Below are 16,206 nucleotides of genomic sequence, written 5' to 3' on the forward strand. Positions count from 1 at the left end.
AAGGAGTTCATCCGCTCATGCGCACTGCGGACATCGCAAAGCGATACCTCGATTATTTTGCCAAGCACGACCATCTCATCGTGCCCTCGGCATCCCTGATTTCCCCGAACCCCACCACGCTTTTCACCATCGCCGGCATGGTGCCGTTCATCCCGTACCTGATGGGTGAGCAGACCCCGCCGAAGCGCCGCATGGCCTCCAACCAGAAGTGCGTGCGTACGCTCGACATCGACGAGGTCGGCAAGACCACCCGCCACGGCACCTTCTTCCAGATGCTCGGCAACTTCTCCTTCGGCGACTACTTCAAGGAAGAGGCCATCCACTACGCCTGGGAGCTGCTCACCACCTCGCAGGATGAGGGCGGCTACGGCTTCGACCCCGAGAAGCTGTGGATGACCACGTTCACCGACGATGACGAAGCCCGTTCCATGTGGATCAACGAGGGCGTGGACCCCGAGCACATCCAGAAGATGGGCATGGAAGACAACTTTTGGACCACCGGTGGCCCCGGACCCGGCGGCCCCTGCTCCGAAATCTACGTGGACCGCGGCCCCGCCTTCGGCAAGGAAGGCGGCCCGATTGCCGACGAGAACCGCTACATCGAGATCTGGGACCTCGTGTTCGAGAACTACGAGGTCGACAACGTCAAGTCCAAGACCGACCTGCACATCGTGGGCGAGCTTGAGAACAAGAACATCGATACCGGTGCCGGCTTGGAACGTCTGGCCTACCTGCTGCAGGGCAAGAACAACATCTACGAGACCGATGAGGTCTTCCCGGTCATCGAGGCCGCCGAGCAGCTCTCCGGCCTGAAGTACGGCGAGAACGAGGACGCCGACGTGCGCTTCCGCGTGGTCGCTGACCACGTGCGCTCCGCCCTGATGATCATGTCCGACGGCGTGCGCCCGTCCAACGTGGGCCGTGGCTACGTGCTGCGCCGCCTGCTGCGCCGCACCGTGCGCTCCATGCGCATGCTCGGCGTGACCGATCCGGTGCTGCCCACCCTCTTCCCGACCTCCAAGGCCGCCATGGAGGCCAGCTACCCGGAGCTCAACGACACCTTCCATGAGGTGTCCGAATCCGCGTATGGCGAGGAAGACGCCTTCCGCCGCACCCTTGAGACCGGCACCACGATTCTCGACGTGGCCGTCAACAAGGCCAAGAGCGATTCCGCCGAGCCCGTCGTGGCCGGCGAGGACGCCTTCAAGCTGCACGACACCTACGGCTTCCCGATTGAGCTGACCCTCGAGATGGCCGCCGAACAGGGCGTGAAGGTGGACGAGGCCAAGTTCCGCGAACTCATGGCCGAGCAGAAGTCCCGCGCCCGCGCCGACGCCCTCAAGAAGCGTCACAACGTGGATCTTTCCGTTTACGACGACTTCAAGAAGACGCTCGTCAGCCCGATCGACTTCCTCGGCTACACCGACATGTCCGCCCGCGCCAAGGTGATCGGCATCATGCAGGAAGGCAAGGGTTCCGTGCCCGCCGTGACCGGCCCGGCCAACGTCGAGGTCATCCTCGACCGCACCCCGTTCTACGCGGAGGCCGGCGGCCAGCTCGCCGACCAGGGCGAGATCCTGTCCGACGACGGCGCCGTGCTCGAAGTCGACGATGTGCAGAAGCCCATCAAGGACCTCATCGTCCACCAATGCCGTCTGACCGAAGGCACGCTGGTCGTCGGCGCCGAAGTCAACGCCAACATCGACCTGGCCCGCCGTGGCGCCATCGCCCGCTCGCACACCGCCACGCACATGGTGCACAAGGCGCTGCGTGAGGAGCTTGGCCCGCAGGCCACCCAGCGCGGCTCCGAAGACGCCCCGAACCGTCTGCGCTTCGACTTCCAGTGGTCCAAGGCCCCGGCCAAGTCCGTGATCTCCGCAGTCGAGGAGCGTGTCAACGACAAGCTGCGCGACAACCTCGCCGTGACCACCAAGGAAATGAAGTTCGACGATGCCATCGCCCTCGGTGCTATGCACCTGTTCGGCGAGAAATATGGCGACATCGTGCGCGTGGTCTCCATCGGCGAAGACGGCTGGAGCCGCGAGCTGTGTGGTGGTACCCACGTGGACCACGTTGGCAAGATCGGCATGGTCAATATCCTGTCCGAAGCCTCCATCGGCTCCGGCGTGCGTCGTGTCGACGCCGTTGTGGGCCAGGGTGCCTATGACTTCAACGCTCGTGAGCACGCGCTGGTCTCCCAGCTGTCCGACAAGCTCAACGCTCGCCCGGACGAGCTCGCCGAGCGTGTGAACGCCCTGCTCGCCAAGCTCAAGGAATCCGATCGTCGCTTGGCCTCCATGTACGAGTCCCAGCTGGCCGCCTCGGTTCCGGCGCTGGTTGCTGACACCAAGAACTCCGCGGCCCCGGTCAAGGTGGCCGTCAAGAACGTGGGCCACTTCGGCGCGGTCGACGCCCTGCGCAAGACCGTGCTCGATGTGCGCGCACAACTCGGTGAAGACGCCCCCGTGGTGGTGGCCCTCGCCGGCGTGAACGAGGATGACAAGCCGATGGTCGCCGTGGCCACCAACGAGGCCGCCCGCAAGGCCGGCATCAAGGCCGGTGATCTGGTGCGTGGCGCAGCCAAGGTCCTCGGCGGCGGTGGCGGCGGCAAGCCGGACTTCGCCCAGGGTGGCGGTGTCGATGCCTCCAAGATCGGTGAGGCCCTCGAAGCGCTCAAGCACGAGGCGCAGAAAGCCTGATTCCGCCAGTGGTGTGGTTAGGCGTTGATTTGGGTAATGCCCGGGTCGGACTGGCACTGTCCGACCCGGAGCTTACCTTTGCACACCCTGCTGGCAACATTCATGTTGCCGGCGACTATTTCTTTGCTATTGACGAGGTCCTGAACGTCATCGAAGACGAACATGTGGACCATGTAATCGTCGGATTGCCCCTGCAGATGGACGGTACAGAAGGCAAAAGCGCCAAAAAAGCGCGCAGGTGGGCGGCCAATCTGGAGAAGAGGCTGCAAGCAGAGAGTGAAGACAGTGATTCTACGGAGTATCAGATTCCGCAGGTGTCATTGATAGATGAGAGATTAACAACAGTCAGTGCGCATCGTCAACTGTTCGAGGCCCATAAAGCTTCGAACAAGCACAGGCCGGTGGTTGACCAGCAGTCGGCAGTGGTGATTTTGCAGACGGCACTCGACCGTACCCGGGAGTAGTGAGGTATCGGTTATGACCGATGATTTTAACGAGTTCTTTGATGACAACACGCATTGGGTCGAACAGGGGTCAGAACCAATGCGCGGGGCCAAGCCGCCAGAACCGCCGAAATCCCGCAAGGAGATGCGCAAGCGACGTGCACATCGCAAGCGCAAGCGTATCAGTGGCATTATCATCGCTATCGCCATCGTCGCCCTGCTTATCGGCGGCGGCTATTTCGGCGTAACCAAGCTCATCGCATGGCGCGACAGCCGGAGTAACCAGTCGACGGCCATCGCGGACTATCCGGGACCGGGCTATGGCGAGGTCGAATTCACCGTGAGCGAAGGCCAAGGCGCTGCGGAGATCGCCGATAATCTGCTCAAGGCCGAAGTCATCAAGTCCACTGCCGCGTTCACCAGCGTGGTCAACGCCAATAGCTCGACACTCTATCCTGGAACGTTCACATTGAAGAAGCATATGGCCGCATCCGATGTGATCGCCGTTCTCTCCGATACCAACCAGGCGGCGGGCTTCCTTGAGGTTCATCCCGGTGAACGTGCCACCGATGTGTTCGCCGACGCCGCGAAGCTTTCCGGCATTTCCCAAAGCGAATTCGACACGATTATCAAGAACAAGGGTAAGGATATTCTGCCCAATGAAGCGGGCGGTAGCTTTGAGGGATGGCTGGAGCCGGGAACCTACAACGTCAAGAGCATGAAGAGCGCTTCGGAAATCCTCAAGGCCATGGTCGATAAGCGTATCGCCAAGTTGGATGAATTGGGCGTGCCGACCGGCAGTGACCGCGAACGGGTGATGATCATCGCCTCTATCGCCGAGGCCGAGGTCAACAAAGCCGATTACTACGGCAAAGTGACGCGAGTCATCGAGAACCGTTTGGAGCAGGGCATGTCGTTGGGCATGGATTCCACCGTGGCCTATGGCAATAACGTCAAGCCCGCGCAGGTGACCACCGAGATGACCCAGGACGAGTCCAACCCGTACAACACGTACAAGATCTCCGGCCTGCCACCTACGCCGATCAGCAATCCCGGCGATAGCGCCATTCAAGCGGCACTGCACCCCGAAAGCGGCAATTGGCTGTACTTCTGCACGGTCAATCTGGACACCGGCGAAACCAAGTTCGCCGCAACCGCCGATGAACATGACCAGAACGTGGCCGAACTACGCAAGTGGCAAGCCGAAAACCAGTAGTCATCCCGTTAGCTTCCTTCGCTTGGGGAAGCTGATCGGACATTAGTCTCTTCATTGGCTCCCTCGCCGAGGGGAGCTGTCCGCAAAGCGGACTGAGGGGAGCACTGCGGGGAATGTAACGCTCGACTTAAGCCCGGGGCTCCCGCAAAGCGGATGGAGGAGAAATCTAGGATAACACCCCAACCACCACCGCCACAATCGCGCCCGCCAATATCACCGGCACATACGGCACCTTGCCCGCATGTGCCGGTGATGTGCGTTGTGGGTCGAATCGCGTCCACAAGGCAATCCATGTGATGCCGGCAACGCCCATCGCCAGCCACCAGACCACCATAGGCAACAGGCCAAACAGTCCGACAGACAATCCCATAGGTATCAAGGCGGTCACATCGCCGAATCCCAATGACCGCGGCACCAGCAACGCCAACGCGAACTGGATCAGGCAACATAGCACGGTGAACAACAGTGCCTGCAACAGCACGAACAGGTCGTTCGCCACCACTCCATACGCGAAATCGGCGGCCAACTGGATTAACGCGCCCACGGCCACCCATGCGATCGGCACCCGCCGATGACGAACATCCTCAATGGACAGTGCAAGCCCACATAGCAGACCGGGTAGCGTGAACAGGTATGGCATAGCTTAACATTAACCCCTAGTTAGACGTACACATAGACGTACACACATGAAACGAGGGAAGTTATGCTGCGTTGGCAGACGGCAGGGGAGTCGCACGGAGAAGCATTGGTGGCCATGATTGAAGGGTTGCCGGCCGGCGTGCGTATTAGCACGGACGATATCGTTTCCGCACTGGCACGCCGTCGACTTGGATATGGTCGCGGTGCCCGCATGAAGTTCGAGCAAGACAAGGTCCGTCTGCTGACCGGTGTACGCCACGGCCTGACCCTCGGCTCGCCGGTGGCCATCGAAATCGCCAACACCGAATGGCCGAAGTGGACCGAGGTCATGAGCGCCGATGCACTCGACCATGACCTGCCGCGCGAAGGCCGCAATGCGCCGCTGAGCCGCCCGCGCCCGGGCCACGCCGATCTGACCGGCATGCGCAAGTATGGTTTTGACGACGCCCGCCCGGTACTGGAGCGCTCCAGCGCCCGTGAGACCGCCTCCCGTGTGGCCTTGGGCGAGGTGGCCAAGCAGTTCCTGGATCAGGCGTTCGGCATCCGCACCGTAGCCCACGTGGTGGCGCTCGGTGGCGTGCAGACCAACCCTGATTTGCCGTTGCCCACACCTGACGATCTGGAAGCGTTGGATGCCTCTCCCGTGCGTACGTTGGATAAAGAGGCCGAGGTCCGTATCATCGAACGCATCAATGAAGCCAAGAAGGCCGCCGATACGTTGGGCGGCGTGATTGAAGTGCTGGCTTACGGTGTGCCTGCCGGCATCGGCACGTATGTGGAGTCCGACCGCCGACTGGACGCGGCTCTGGCCTCCGCGATTATGGGCATTCAGGCGTTCAAGGGTGTGGAGATCGGCGACGGCTTCCTGGAGGCCTCCCGCCCCGGTTCGCAGGCGCACGATGAGATCGTGGTCAACGCCGACGGCCGCATCGACCGTCTGTCCAACCGTGCAGGCGGCATTGAAGGCGGTATGTCCAATGGCCAGGTGATTCGCGTACGCGGTGCCATGAAGCCGATTCCGTCCATCCCCAAGGCCCTGCGTACGGTCGACGTGCTGACCGGCGAATCCGCACAAGCCATCAACCAGCGTTCCGACAGCACCGCCGTGCCTGCGGCATCCGTGGTGGCCGAGGCCATGGTGCGTCTGACTTTGGCGAAGTACGCGCTGGATAAGTTCGGTGGAGACAGTGTTGCCGAAACACGGCGCAACCTTGAGTCGTATCTCGCCTCGTGGCCGGAGCACATGCGCTGAACGAAGGGCGTATGGTTTCGTGACGACTGCCACGGAACCATCAGCAACTGTACCCACCAATCGTCGAGAGGATTCGTAGATTATGACCGCACGCCCCCGCGCCGTCATCATCGGCATGATGGGAGCCGGCAAAACACGTGTCGGTAAGGAAGTGGCGCATATGTTGCGTCTGCCGTTCGCCGATGCCGATGTGGAGATCGAACGTGAAGTGGGCATGAAGATTCCCTCCTACTTCGAGGAATACGGTGAGCCGGCATTCCGCGAGGTCGAGGCCGATCTCATCGCCGATATGCTTGAGGATTTCGACGGTATCTTTTCGCTGGGCGGTGGCGCTCCCATGACGCCATCCACCCAGCATGCCCTCGCCTCATACATCGACCATGGCGGTCGTGTGGTCTACCTTGACGCCGATCCGGCGGAGGCCATGGAACGCGCGAACCGCGGGGGAGGCCGGCCCATGCTCAATGGCAATGCCAACTCCCGTTGGAAGAAACTGTTCAAGCAGCGTGACCCGGTATTCCGCGAGGTCGCCAACGTTCATGTCCATACCCGGGGGCTTACGCCTCAGGGCGCAGCGAAGAAAGTGATTGATATGATATCTGAGCGAGCAGTGCATGTTACCGGAGCGGCAATTGAGCCGTATGATGTGGTCATTGGCGAAGGTGCCATGAACCATCTGGCCGATGTGCTGGGACCCAAACCCGCCAAAATCGCGCTTATCCACACTCAGTCGGTGCAGCGACACTCCGATCGTGCCCGCGCTCTGTTGCGTCAGGGCGGCTATGAGGTTTCCGACATCGTGATTCCGGATGCCGAACCCGGCAAGACCATTACCGTGGCCAACGGCATTTGGGAACGCCTTGGCAACGAAGGTTTCACCCGATCCGATGCCGTGGTGGGGCTTGGCGGCGGTGCCGCAACCGATTTGGCCGGTTTCGTGGCTGCCACGTGGATGCGTGGCGTGCGCTATGTAAACTGCCCGACCTCGCTGCTGGCCATGGTCGATGCCTCCACCGGTGGCAAAACCGGCATCAACACCCCGCAGGGCAAGAACCTCGTCGGCTCGTTCTACACGCCTGCCGGTGTGCTGGCCGACACCAAGACGCTGGCTACTCTACCCAATGACATCTTCATCGAGGGTCTCGGCGAAGTCGCCAAATCCGGTTTCATCCGCGATCCCGAAATCCTGCATATCCTCGAAGACCACGCAGCTGAACTGCGCGCTTTCGACGGCTCTACATTCCTCGGCTCGCCGCTCGAAGACGTGGTTGCCGAGCTCATTGAGCGCACGGTAAAGGTCAAGGTCTACCACGTCTCCTCCGATTTGAAGGAGAAGGGTCTTCGTGAATTCCTCAACTACGGGCACACGATGGGCCATGCCATCGAAAAGCTCGAGCACTTCCGCTGGAGGCATGGCAATGCGGTGGCCGTCGGTATGGTGTATGCCGCCGAGCTGGCCCATCTGATCGGTTACATCGATCAGGATCTGGTTGACTATCACCGCTCGTTGCTCGCTTCGCTGGGTCTGCCGACGTCGTGGCATGGCGGCTCGTTCGACGACGTGCTCGCATTGATGCATCGCGACAAGAAAGCCCGTGGCAACGAACTGCGTTTCGTGGTCCTTGACGAGATTGGTCACGTCGTACACCTTGACAACCCGCCCGCCGACGCCGTAGAAGAAGCCTTCCGTCGTATCCAGCAATAATTGAACGGCCACAGGCCGTGCCGTTCGCCATCCCCTCAGAAAAAAGTACTTGGCTCCCCTCTAACGGAGGTGCCCCGGAGTCGGATCTACCTTCTTCCTCCCTCTGATGAGGGAGGTGCCCAGAAGGGGCGGAGGGAGAGAAGCACAAACAAAAGGAGTCCCGATGACCAAAGTCATCGTTGTCAATGGCCCTAACCTCGGACGTCTCGGCGTCCGCCAGCCCGACGTCTACGGTCGTCAAGACCTCGACACCCTGCGCAAGCTCTGCGCCGAATGGGGCAAGGACCTCGGCCTCGAAGTCGAGGTGCGTCAGACCGACGACGAAGCCGAAATGGTGCGCTGGATGCACCAAGCCGCCGACGAGAAAACCCCGGTGGTCATGAACCCCGCCGCTTTCACGCACTATTCGTATGCTCTCGCCGACGCCGCGCACATGGTCATTGATGAGAACCTGCCACTTATGGAAGTCCATATTTCCAACCCGTCCGCCCGCGACGAGTTCCGCAAGCGTTCCGTAATCAGCCCTGTGGCCACCGGCACCATCACCGGCATGGGTTTCTACGGCTACAAGCTCGCGCTCGATGCTGTGGCGCACTTGCTGAGCGAATAGAACCAAGCCTCCAGCCAATCCCGGGTATCAGTCGACGTTGAGCCCGGGATTCCTGTTCCGACGAATCGGACCAGAATCCTCGTCCTGGTGCGCCCTATGGACCTGAAGTGCGCCGTGTATTCGACCATATGCTGGCCAAGGCAGGACGAGACGGGCCGCCTACGCGCGACTACACCGGCCACGTCATGAACACGCCGGGTCATACACGGATGATAGAGTGGAATTCCATGGTTAGAAGAACACATGGTAATTCTCAAGAACACGTCACCAAGCATATTTTCGTCACTGGCGGCGTTGTTTCCTCTCTCGGCAAGGGCCTGACCGCATCCTCCCTCGGCCGCCTGCTGCGCAGCCGCGGCATCCATGTTCTGCAGCAAAAGCTCGATCCGTACATCAACGTCGACCCGGGCACCATGAACCCGTTCCAGCATGGTGAGGTCTACGTGACCGAAGACGGTGCTGAAACCGATCTCGACATCGGCCACTACGAGCGTTTCCTCGACGTCTTCCTGAGCCAGAAGGCCAACGTCACCACCGGTCAGATCTATCAGGAAGTGCTGCGCAAGGAGCGCGCCGGTGAATACCTCGGCCAGTGCGTGCAGGTCATCCCTCACATCACCAACGAGATCAAGTCTCGTATGCGCGCCCAGGCTTCCGATGACGTGGATGTGATCATCACCGAAATCGGTGGTACCGTCGGCGACATCGAGTCCCAGCCCTTCCTTGAGGCAGCCCGCGAAGTGCGCCGCGATCTCGGCCCGGACAACTGCATGTTCGTGCACGTTTCCCTGGTGCCGTACATTTCCGCCGCCCACGAGCTCAAGACCAAGCCCACCCAGCACTCCGTGATGATGCTGCGTCAGCTCGGCATCTCCCCGGATGCGCTGGTGCTGCGTTCCGACCGCCCGCTCAACCAGTCCATCAAAGACAAGATCTCCCTGATGTGCGACGTCGATGCCGAAGGCGTGGTCAACTGCGTGGATGCGCCGAGCATCTACGATGTGCCGAAGATTCTGTTTGAAGAGGGCCTTGATGCTTACGTGGTGCGTGAGCTCGGCCTGCCGTTCCACGATGTCGATTGGGATGAATGGGCAGACCTGCTTGAGCGCGTCCACCACCCCAAGCATGAAGTCAACATCGCCATCGTCGGCAAGTACATCGATCTGCCGGACGCCTACCTGTCTGTCACCGAGGCCATCAAGGCCGGAGGCTTTGCCAACTGGGCCAAGGTCAACGTCAAGTGGGTTGCGGCCGACCGTTGCGAAACCACCGAAGGTGCGGCCGCCGCTCTCGACAACGTCGACGGCATCGTGATCCCCGGCGGCTTTGGCATCCGCGGCATCGATGGCAAGATCGGCGCCCTGAAGTTCGCCCGTGAAACCAAGCTGCCCGCCCTTGGCCTGTGCCTGGGCCTGCAGTCCATGGTCATCGAATACTCCCGCCACGTGCTGGGCATTGAAGACGCGAACTCTTCCGAGTTCGAGCCCGATTGCGCCAACCCGGTGATCGCCACCATGGAAGAGCAGAAGGACATCGTGGCCGGCAAGGGCGACATGGGCCACACCATGCGTCTTGGCTCCTACCCGGCCGAGCTGGAGGAAGGCTCGCTGGTCGCCGAACTGTACGGCACCACGCACGTCACCGAGCGTCATCGTCATCGTTACGAAGTCAACGTGGCCTACAAGGATCGCCTACGTGAAGGAGGCCTGCGCATTTCCGGCCAAAGCCCGGACGGCGAGCTCACCGAGTTCGTGGAACTGCCGCAGGACGTGCACCCGTTCTATGTGGCCACCCAGGCTCACCCGGAGTTCAAGTCTCGCCCGACCAAGCCGCACCCGCTGTTCGCCGGCCTGGTCAAGGCCGCGCTCGACCATCAGGCGGCGCGCTGACCGTGGATCCCGCGCGGTCGGTCCGCGCACGATGAAGGCGTGACGGCACGGCATCTCAGGATGCTTCGCCGCCACGCCTTCGCCGTTTGGCGCCATCCGTGATGCCGCATGGCCCGATGGCGCCCGCATGTAATCAAGCCCACAGCCAATATGCGTCAGGGCAGCTAGTGTTTGCACTTGGGTTCTGCTAGGTTTTCATAGGGTTAAGTGTGATACAAGGAAGGCAGGATGGTGACCGAAAACACAGCACCAAACGCCGCCGCTGACGTGGAGATGAGCCAGTATGTGGCTGATCGTACCCGCGTCAACGAGGACAAGATCAAGAAGGATGACGAGATCATCAGCCAGTTCGGCGACTACAACTATGGTTGGCATGATTCTGATGCCGCCGGCGAAGCCGCAAAACGAGGCATTGATGAGAACGTCGTACGCGCGATCAGCGCCGACAAAGGCGAGCCGCAGTGGATGCTCGACATGCGTCTGCGTGGATTCAAGGCGTTCCTCGAAAAGCCCATGCCCGATTGGGGTGTGGATCTCTCCGGCTTCAACGCCGACGACTTCAAGTACTACGTCAAGCCGATCGAGAAGCAGGCGAAGTCGTGGGAGGAGCTGCCGGACGACATCCGCAACACCTACGATCGCCTTGGCATCCCGGAGGCGGAGAAGAACCGCCTCGTCTCCGGCGTGGCTGCCCAGTACGAGTCCGAGGTAATCTACAACTCCATTCGTGAGGACCTGAAGAAGCAGGGTGTGATCTTCGTCGACACGGACACCGCTGTGCGCGAATACCCTGAACTCGTCAAGAAGTACTTCGGCACCGTCGTGCCCCCGGAGGACAACAAGTTCGGCGCCCTCAACACCGCGGCATGGTCCGGCGGCTCGTTCGTATACGTGCCGAAGGGCGTGCACGTGGACATCCCGTTGCAGGCATACTTCCGCATCAACACCCCGGCCATGGGTCAGTTCGAACGCACGCTGATTATCGCGGACGAAGGCTCCTACGTGCACTACGTGGAAGGCTGCACCGCCCCGATCTGGTCCGAGGACTCGCTGCACGCCGCCATCGTCGAGATCATCGTCGAAAAGCACGCCCGCGTGCGCTACACCACCGTGCAGAACTGGTCGAACAACGTCTACAACCTCGTCACCCAGCGTGCCTACGTGCGTGAGGGCGGCACGATGGAATGGGTCGACGGCAACATCGGTTCCAAGGCCACCATGAAGTACCCGGCCTGCATCCTCGCCGAACCGTACGCCAAGGCATCCACCATGTCCCTCGGCTTCGCCGGCAAGGGCCAGTACCAGGACACGGGCGCGAAGATGATTCACCTCGCCCCGCACACCAGCTCCACCATCGTCGCCAAGTCCATCTCGCGCGGCGGCGGCCGCTCCGCCTACCGCGGTCTGGTCAAAATCGTCAAGGGCGCGTACGGTTCGTCCAACTCGACCGTGTGCGATGCCCTGCTGGTCGACGACTTCTCCCGCTCCGATACCTACCCGCACGTCGACGTTCGCGAAGACGACGTTTCGATGGCCCACGAAGCCACCGTTTCCAAGATTTCCGAAGACCAGCTCTTCTACCTGATGAGCCGAGGACTCACGGAGGAAGAGGCGCGAGGCATGATCGTTCGCGGCTTCGTCGAACCGATCAGCCGCGAGCTGCCGATGGAATACGCGCTTGAACTCAACAGACTTGTGGAACTTCAGATGGAAGGATCGGTGGGCTGATTCCGATGACCGACAACGCAACACCCGTCAAGGAAATCAAGATTCCGGTCGCCGACCCCAACGACCCGTACGCGATTCCGGCCGCCATGCCGTCCTCCGTGGACCATGCCGTGCGTTCGTTCAACGCAGGCGACTACCCGGAGCCCAGCCGCAAGCAGGACGAATGGCGCTACACGCCTATCGAGCGCATCAACGAGTTCTTCACCGTGTTCAAGCCTTCCGGCGAAACGCAGATCGAAGTCTCCATGATTGACGGCTCGCCGTTGGCCGAAGGCGTGAAGCTCAGCCAGATCAAGCTCGGTGAGGGCCTGTCCGGCACTGTGTCCAAGCCCAATGACCGCGTCTCCGCAGTCGAATGGGAATCCGGCCACACCGCAACCATTCTGGAACTGTCCGGTGAGATCGCCCAGCCCGTGCTCGTCAAGGTGCACGGCGCGGGGGAGGACCTCGACGCCTTCCATCTGGTGATCGCCGCCGCCGACAAGGCTCATGCGGACGTCGTCGTGGAACACGACGGTGACGCACGACTGGCCGAAGGCGTGGAAATCACCACCGGCAAGGACTCGCACGTCTCCACCACGTTCGTTCAGGAATGGGCCAAAACCGCCAAGCATGTGGCCAACCACCGCATCCATGTCGGCGAAGGCGCATCCCTGCGCCACTCCGTCGTGACCTTGGGCGGCGACATCGTCCGCATCCGCATGGATCAGGACTTCGGCGGCGAACAGGGCGACCTCAACATGCTCGGCATCTACTTCGTGGACCCCGGCGAGCACATCGAACACCGCACGATGGTGGTACACAACCACCCCGACTGCAAGTCCCGCGTGGTCTACAAGGGCGCGCTTGACGGCAAGGGCGCGCACTCCACTTGGGTGGGCAACGCGCTCATCCAGCCCACCGCCCCCGGCACCGACTCCTACGAGCTCAACCGCAACCTGGTCCTGACCCCGGGCGCCATCGCCGATTCCGAGCCGAACCTCGAAATCGAAAACGGCAACATCATCGGTGCCGGTCACGCCTCTTCGGTGGGCCGCTTCGACGACGAGGAACTGTTCTACCTCGAATCCCGCGGCATCCCCGAAACCGACGCCCGCAAGCTCGTGGTGCGCGGCTTCTTCGGCGAACTCGTCGAGGAAATCGGCATTCCCGCCATCTCCGAACATCTGATGACCGTGATTGACCGCCGACTGGCCCGTGGCGAAAACGACGCCATGGCACAGGTCCTCGAAGACAAGTAAGAACAGCATTTTTAGGAGCACAACAATGTCAACACTCGAAATCAAGGACCTGCACGTCCACGTCGAAACCAAGGAAGGCATCAAGCCGATCCTGAAGGGTGCCACCCTGACCGTCCACTCCGGCGAAACCCACGCCATCATGGGCCCCAACGGTTCCGGCAAGTCCACTCTCGCCTACACGTTGGCCGGCCACCCCAAGTACGTGGTCGACTCCGGCGAGGCCCTCCTCGACGGCAAGGACATCCTCAAGATGACTCCGGACGAGCGCGCCAAGGCCGGCCTGTTCCTGGCCATGCAGTACCCGGTCGAAATACCGGGCGTGTCCATGACCAACTTCTTGCGCACCGCCAAGACCGAAATCGACGGCGAGGCTCCCGGTATTCGCCAGTGGGCCAAGGACCTGTCCGCAGCCATGAAGCGCCTCAAGATGGACCCGAAGTTCGCCTCCCGTTCCGTGAACGAAGGCTTCTCCGGCGGTGAAAAGAAGCGCGCCGAAGTGCTGCAGCTCGAACTGCTGAAGCCGAAGTTTGCCGTCCTTGACGAAACCGACTCCGGCTTGGACGTGGACGCCCTGCGCATCGTGTCCGAAGGCGTGAACCGCGCCAAGGAAGCCAACCAGTTCGGCATCCTCATGGTCACGCACTACACCCGTATCTTGAAGTACATCAAGCCGGACATCGTGCACGTGTTCGCCGACGGCCACTTCGTCAAGACCGGCGGCCCTGAGCTGGCCGACGAACTCGAAGAGAACGGCTACGACCAGTACCTGCCCGAAGGCGCCGACTCCGAGTCCGCACTGGCCTGAGTCCGTGACCGTGGGAGTCTGACATGCCCTATTCTCGACACGCTCCGGGCCGCTCAGGCCAAGTCTTTGCTGTCGCGAACAGGCCATGTCAGACTCCCACTCGTTTCGTACAATTGTTACGTAAGTAGGGGGAACATAATGGTTGATTTTAAGGAGATTCGGGGCGAGTTCCCGATTCTGGATCAGGAGATTCACGGGCACCCGCTCGTGTACCTGGATTCTGCGGCCACCTCGCAGAAGCCGAATGCGGTGATCGACGCCGAGGCGAACTTCTACCGTACAATTAACGCCGGCGTGCACCGCGGTGCCCACGAGCTGGCGGCCCGTAGTACCGTGGCCTTCGAAGAGGCCCGTGTCAAGGTCGCCAAGCTGGTCGGTGCGAATGCGGCCGAAGGTGAAGAGGAGGTCGTCGTCACCGGTGGTGCCACGGCCGGACTGAACCTGCTCGCCACCGCATTCGGCAATGCATCGCTGGGGCGTGGGGGAGAAGCCGCCAAGCGTTTTGCCCTGAAGCCGGGCGATGAGATCGTCGTCTCGCGTGCGGAACATCATTCGGTGCTGCTGCCGTTCCAGGAGCTGGCCTACCGTACCGGTGCCACCTTCAAGTGGATCGACCTGACCGAGGACGGCCGTGTGCGTACGGACAACCTCGACGAAGTCATCACCGAGCGTACCAAGGTCGTGGCCGTCACCCACGTGGGCAACACCACGGGTGCCATCACCAACATCGCCCCTATCGTCAAGCGTGCGCATGAAGTAGGTTCGATCTTCATCTTGGACGCTTGCCAGTCCGTACCGCACCTCAAGGTCGATTTCCACGCGCTTGATGTGGACTTCGCCGTCTGGAGCGCGCACAAGATGTACGGTCCTACCGGCGTCGGTTTCCTGTACGGTAAGCGCGACCTGCTCGAAGCCCTGCCGCCGGCCAACTTCGGCGGCTCCATGGTCGAGCTCGCCTACATGGACCACGAGGCCCAATACATGGCCCCTCCGGCCCGCTTCGAGGCCGGCACCCAGCCGGTCGCCCAAGTGGTAGCCGCAGGCGTCGCCGCCGAATGGATGATGAACATCGGGCTCGAGAACATCGAAGCCCATGAGAAGACCATCGCCGCCGAACTGCTCAAGCTCGGCGACGTCGATGGCATTCGCATCCTCGGGCCGCGCGAAAACGTGGACCGCATCGGCACCGTGGCGTTCGACGTGGCCGGCGTGCATCCGCACGATGTGGGCCAGTTCATCGACGCCCAGGGCATCGCGATTCGCGTGGGACACCACTGCGCCCAGCCGGTACACCGCCACTTCGGCCTATACGCATCCAACCGTGCCTCCTCCGGTGTCTACAATTCGGTCGAAGATGCCCAAGCGTTGGTCGAAGCGGCCAAGGGCATCCGTAAGTTCTTTGGAGTGGAGTAAAACAGAACACCATGAACGAATTCGGTATGAGCGGGGATGACCTCGAACAGATGTACCAAGAGGTCATCCTCGAGGCGTCGAAACATCCGCATGGCAAGGAATCCTTTGCGCCCAACGCAGCGGTCGAACAGTCCGCGGACGCAGCGGCCAATGTCACCGTACAAGCCAGCCACGAATACTGCACGCCCGGTGAATCGCACCAGTTCAACCCGACCTGCGGCGACGAGGCGACCATCCATGTCGAAGTCTCCGATGACGAACCGCACACCATCAAGCGATTGGTGTGGGACGGCCACGGCTGCTCCATTTCGCAGGCCAGCCTGTCGGTGATGGTCGATCTGGTGGACGGCAAAACCGTTGACGAGGCCATGGATCTGGAACAGACATTCCACAAGCTGATGGAATCGCGCGGTGCCGGTCTGGACGACGAGAACCTGGAAGAAAAGCTCGGCGACGCCGTGGTATTCCAAGGCGTGTCGAAATACCCTATGCGCATCAAATGCGCTCTGCTAGGCTGGGAAGGGCTGAAGGACTCCATCGCCAAAGCCCTCGCTGCAAAGAACTGA

The 16,206-nt window shown here is 61.3% G+C and carries 13 protein-coding genes; 12 read left to right on the plus strand and 1 reads right to left on the minus strand.

What is annotated here, in order from left to right; translation table 11 throughout:
* Positions 1 to 17: 17 nt before the first annotated feature.
* From alaS to mltG, 3 genes are read left to right on the plus strand one after another with little or no spacing between them, the layout of a single operon-like run.
* Positions 18 to 2,699: an alanine--tRNA ligase gene (alaS, locus tag Q5H31_RS04835; protein WP_022527564.1), complete on the plus strand. Its 2,682-nt coding sequence runs from the start codon at positions 18 to 20 to the stop codon at positions 2,697 to 2,699.
* A gap of 8 nt (positions 2,700 to 2,707) precedes the next feature.
* Positions 2,708 to 3,163 (plus strand): Holliday junction resolvase RuvX, encoded by a 456-nt coding sequence (ruvX, locus tag Q5H31_RS04840; protein ID WP_012577916.1) that lies wholly within the window; start codon positions 2,708 to 2,710, stop codon positions 3,161 to 3,163.
* A 13-nt stretch (positions 3,164 to 3,176) separates the two neighbouring features.
* A complete protein-coding gene (gene mltG / locus Q5H31_RS04845) occupies positions 3,177 to 4,358 on the plus strand; it encodes an endolytic transglycosylase MltG (RefSeq protein WP_109087473.1) in 1,182 nt (393 codons plus the stop codon).
* Between the two features lie 166 nt (positions 4,359 to 4,524).
* Here mltG and Q5H31_RS04850 read toward each other — a convergent pair whose 3' ends face one another.
* The gene (locus Q5H31_RS04850) at positions 4,525 to 4,998 is read right to left on the minus strand and encodes a peptidase A24 (protein ID WP_161972109.1); all 474 of its coding nucleotides are present in this window, start codon (positions 4,996 to 4,998) and stop codon (positions 4,525 to 4,527) included.
* A 63-nt stretch (positions 4,999 to 5,061) separates the two neighbouring features.
* On the opposite strand from Q5H31_RS04850, the gene aroC reads away from it, so the two are divergent.
* From aroC to sufU, 9 genes are all read left to right on the plus strand, one after another.
* Positions 5,062 to 6,249 (plus strand): chorismate synthase, encoded by a 1,188-nt coding sequence (aroC, locus tag Q5H31_RS04855; protein WP_023658228.1) that lies wholly within the window; start codon positions 5,062 to 5,064, stop codon positions 6,247 to 6,249.
* Positions 6,250 to 6,331: 82 nt separating this feature from the next.
* A complete protein-coding gene (locus Q5H31_RS04860) occupies positions 6,332 to 7,954 on the plus strand; it encodes a bifunctional shikimate kinase/3-dehydroquinate synthase (RefSeq protein ID WP_060621164.1) in 1,623 nt (540 codons plus the stop codon).
* 163 nt (positions 7,955 to 8,117) lie between these two features.
* Entirely contained in the window at positions 8,118 to 8,564 is a 447-nt protein-coding gene (gene aroQ, locus Q5H31_RS04865) for a type II 3-dehydroquinate dehydratase (protein WP_012577911.1), read from the plus strand.
* A 227-nt stretch (positions 8,565 to 8,791) separates the two neighbouring features.
* Positions 8,792 to 10,453 carry a CTP synthase gene (locus Q5H31_RS04870; RefSeq protein ID WP_007052143.1) on the plus strand — a complete coding sequence of 554 codons (1,662 nt, stop codon included), beginning with the start codon at positions 8,792 to 8,794 and terminating at the stop codon, positions 10,451 to 10,453.
* 228 nt (positions 10,454 to 10,681) lie between these two features.
* Entirely contained in the window at positions 10,682 to 12,181 is a 1,500-nt protein-coding gene (gene sufB, locus Q5H31_RS04875; RefSeq protein WP_012577909.1) for a Fe-S cluster assembly protein SufB, read from the plus strand.
* Positions 12,182 to 12,186: 5 nt separating this feature from the next.
* Positions 12,187 to 13,422 carry a Fe-S cluster assembly protein SufD gene (sufD, locus tag Q5H31_RS04880; RefSeq protein WP_013140642.1) on the plus strand — a complete coding sequence of 412 codons (1,236 nt, stop codon included), beginning with the start codon at positions 12,187 to 12,189 and terminating at the stop codon, positions 13,420 to 13,422.
* 25 nt (positions 13,423 to 13,447) lie between these two features.
* A complete protein-coding gene (gene sufC / locus Q5H31_RS04885; protein WP_007053376.1) occupies positions 13,448 to 14,227 on the plus strand; it encodes a Fe-S cluster assembly ATPase SufC in 780 nt (259 codons plus the stop codon).
* Positions 14,228 to 14,365: 138 nt separating this feature from the next.
* Positions 14,366 to 15,640, plus strand: coding sequence for a cysteine desulfurase (locus Q5H31_RS04890; RefSeq protein WP_302457547.1), 1,275 nt, complete (start codon positions 14,366 to 14,368; stop codon positions 15,638 to 15,640).
* Between the two features lie 11 nt (positions 15,641 to 15,651).
* Entirely contained in the window at positions 15,652 to 16,206 is a 555-nt protein-coding gene (gene sufU, locus Q5H31_RS04895; protein ID WP_007052149.1) for a Fe-S cluster assembly sulfur transfer protein SufU, read from the plus strand.

Source organism: uncultured Bifidobacterium sp., from assembly GCF_959020155.1.
Lineage (GTDB): Bacteria > Actinomycetota > Actinomycetes > Actinomycetales > Bifidobacteriaceae > Bifidobacterium.

Coding starts and splice junctions, on each gene's coding strand:
- alaS (WP_022527564.1), top strand. CDS start 18: ATGCGCACTGCGGACATCGCAAAGCGATACCTCGATTATTTTGCCAAG.
- mltG (WP_109087473.1), top strand. CDS start 3,177: ATGACCGATGATTTTAACGAGTTCTTTGATGACAACACGCATTGGGTC.
- Q5H31_RS04850 (WP_161972109.1), bottom strand. CDS start 4,998: ATGCCATACCTGTTCACGCTACCCGGTCTGCTATGTGGGCTTGCACTG.
- aroC (WP_023658228.1), top strand. CDS start 5,062: ATGCTGCGTTGGCAGACGGCAGGGGAGTCGCACGGAGAAGCATTGGTG.
- Q5H31_RS04860 (WP_060621164.1), top strand. CDS start 6,332: ATGACCGCACGCCCCCGCGCCGTCATCATCGGCATGATGGGAGCCGGC.
- aroQ (WP_012577911.1), top strand. CDS start 8,118: ATGACCAAAGTCATCGTTGTCAATGGCCCTAACCTCGGACGTCTCGGC.
- Q5H31_RS04870 (WP_007052143.1), top strand. CDS start 8,792: ATGGTTAGAAGAACACATGGTAATTCTCAAGAACACGTCACCAAGCAT.
- sufB (WP_012577909.1), top strand. CDS start 10,682: ATGGTGACCGAAAACACAGCACCAAACGCCGCCGCTGACGTGGAGATG.
- sufD (WP_013140642.1), top strand. CDS start 12,187: ATGACCGACAACGCAACACCCGTCAAGGAAATCAAGATTCCGGTCGCC.
- sufC (WP_007053376.1), top strand. CDS start 13,448: ATGTCAACACTCGAAATCAAGGACCTGCACGTCCACGTCGAAACCAAG.
- Q5H31_RS04890 (WP_302457547.1), top strand. CDS start 14,366: ATGGTTGATTTTAAGGAGATTCGGGGCGAGTTCCCGATTCTGGATCAG.
- sufU (WP_007052149.1), top strand. CDS start 15,652: ATGAACGAATTCGGTATGAGCGGGGATGACCTCGAACAGATGTACCAA.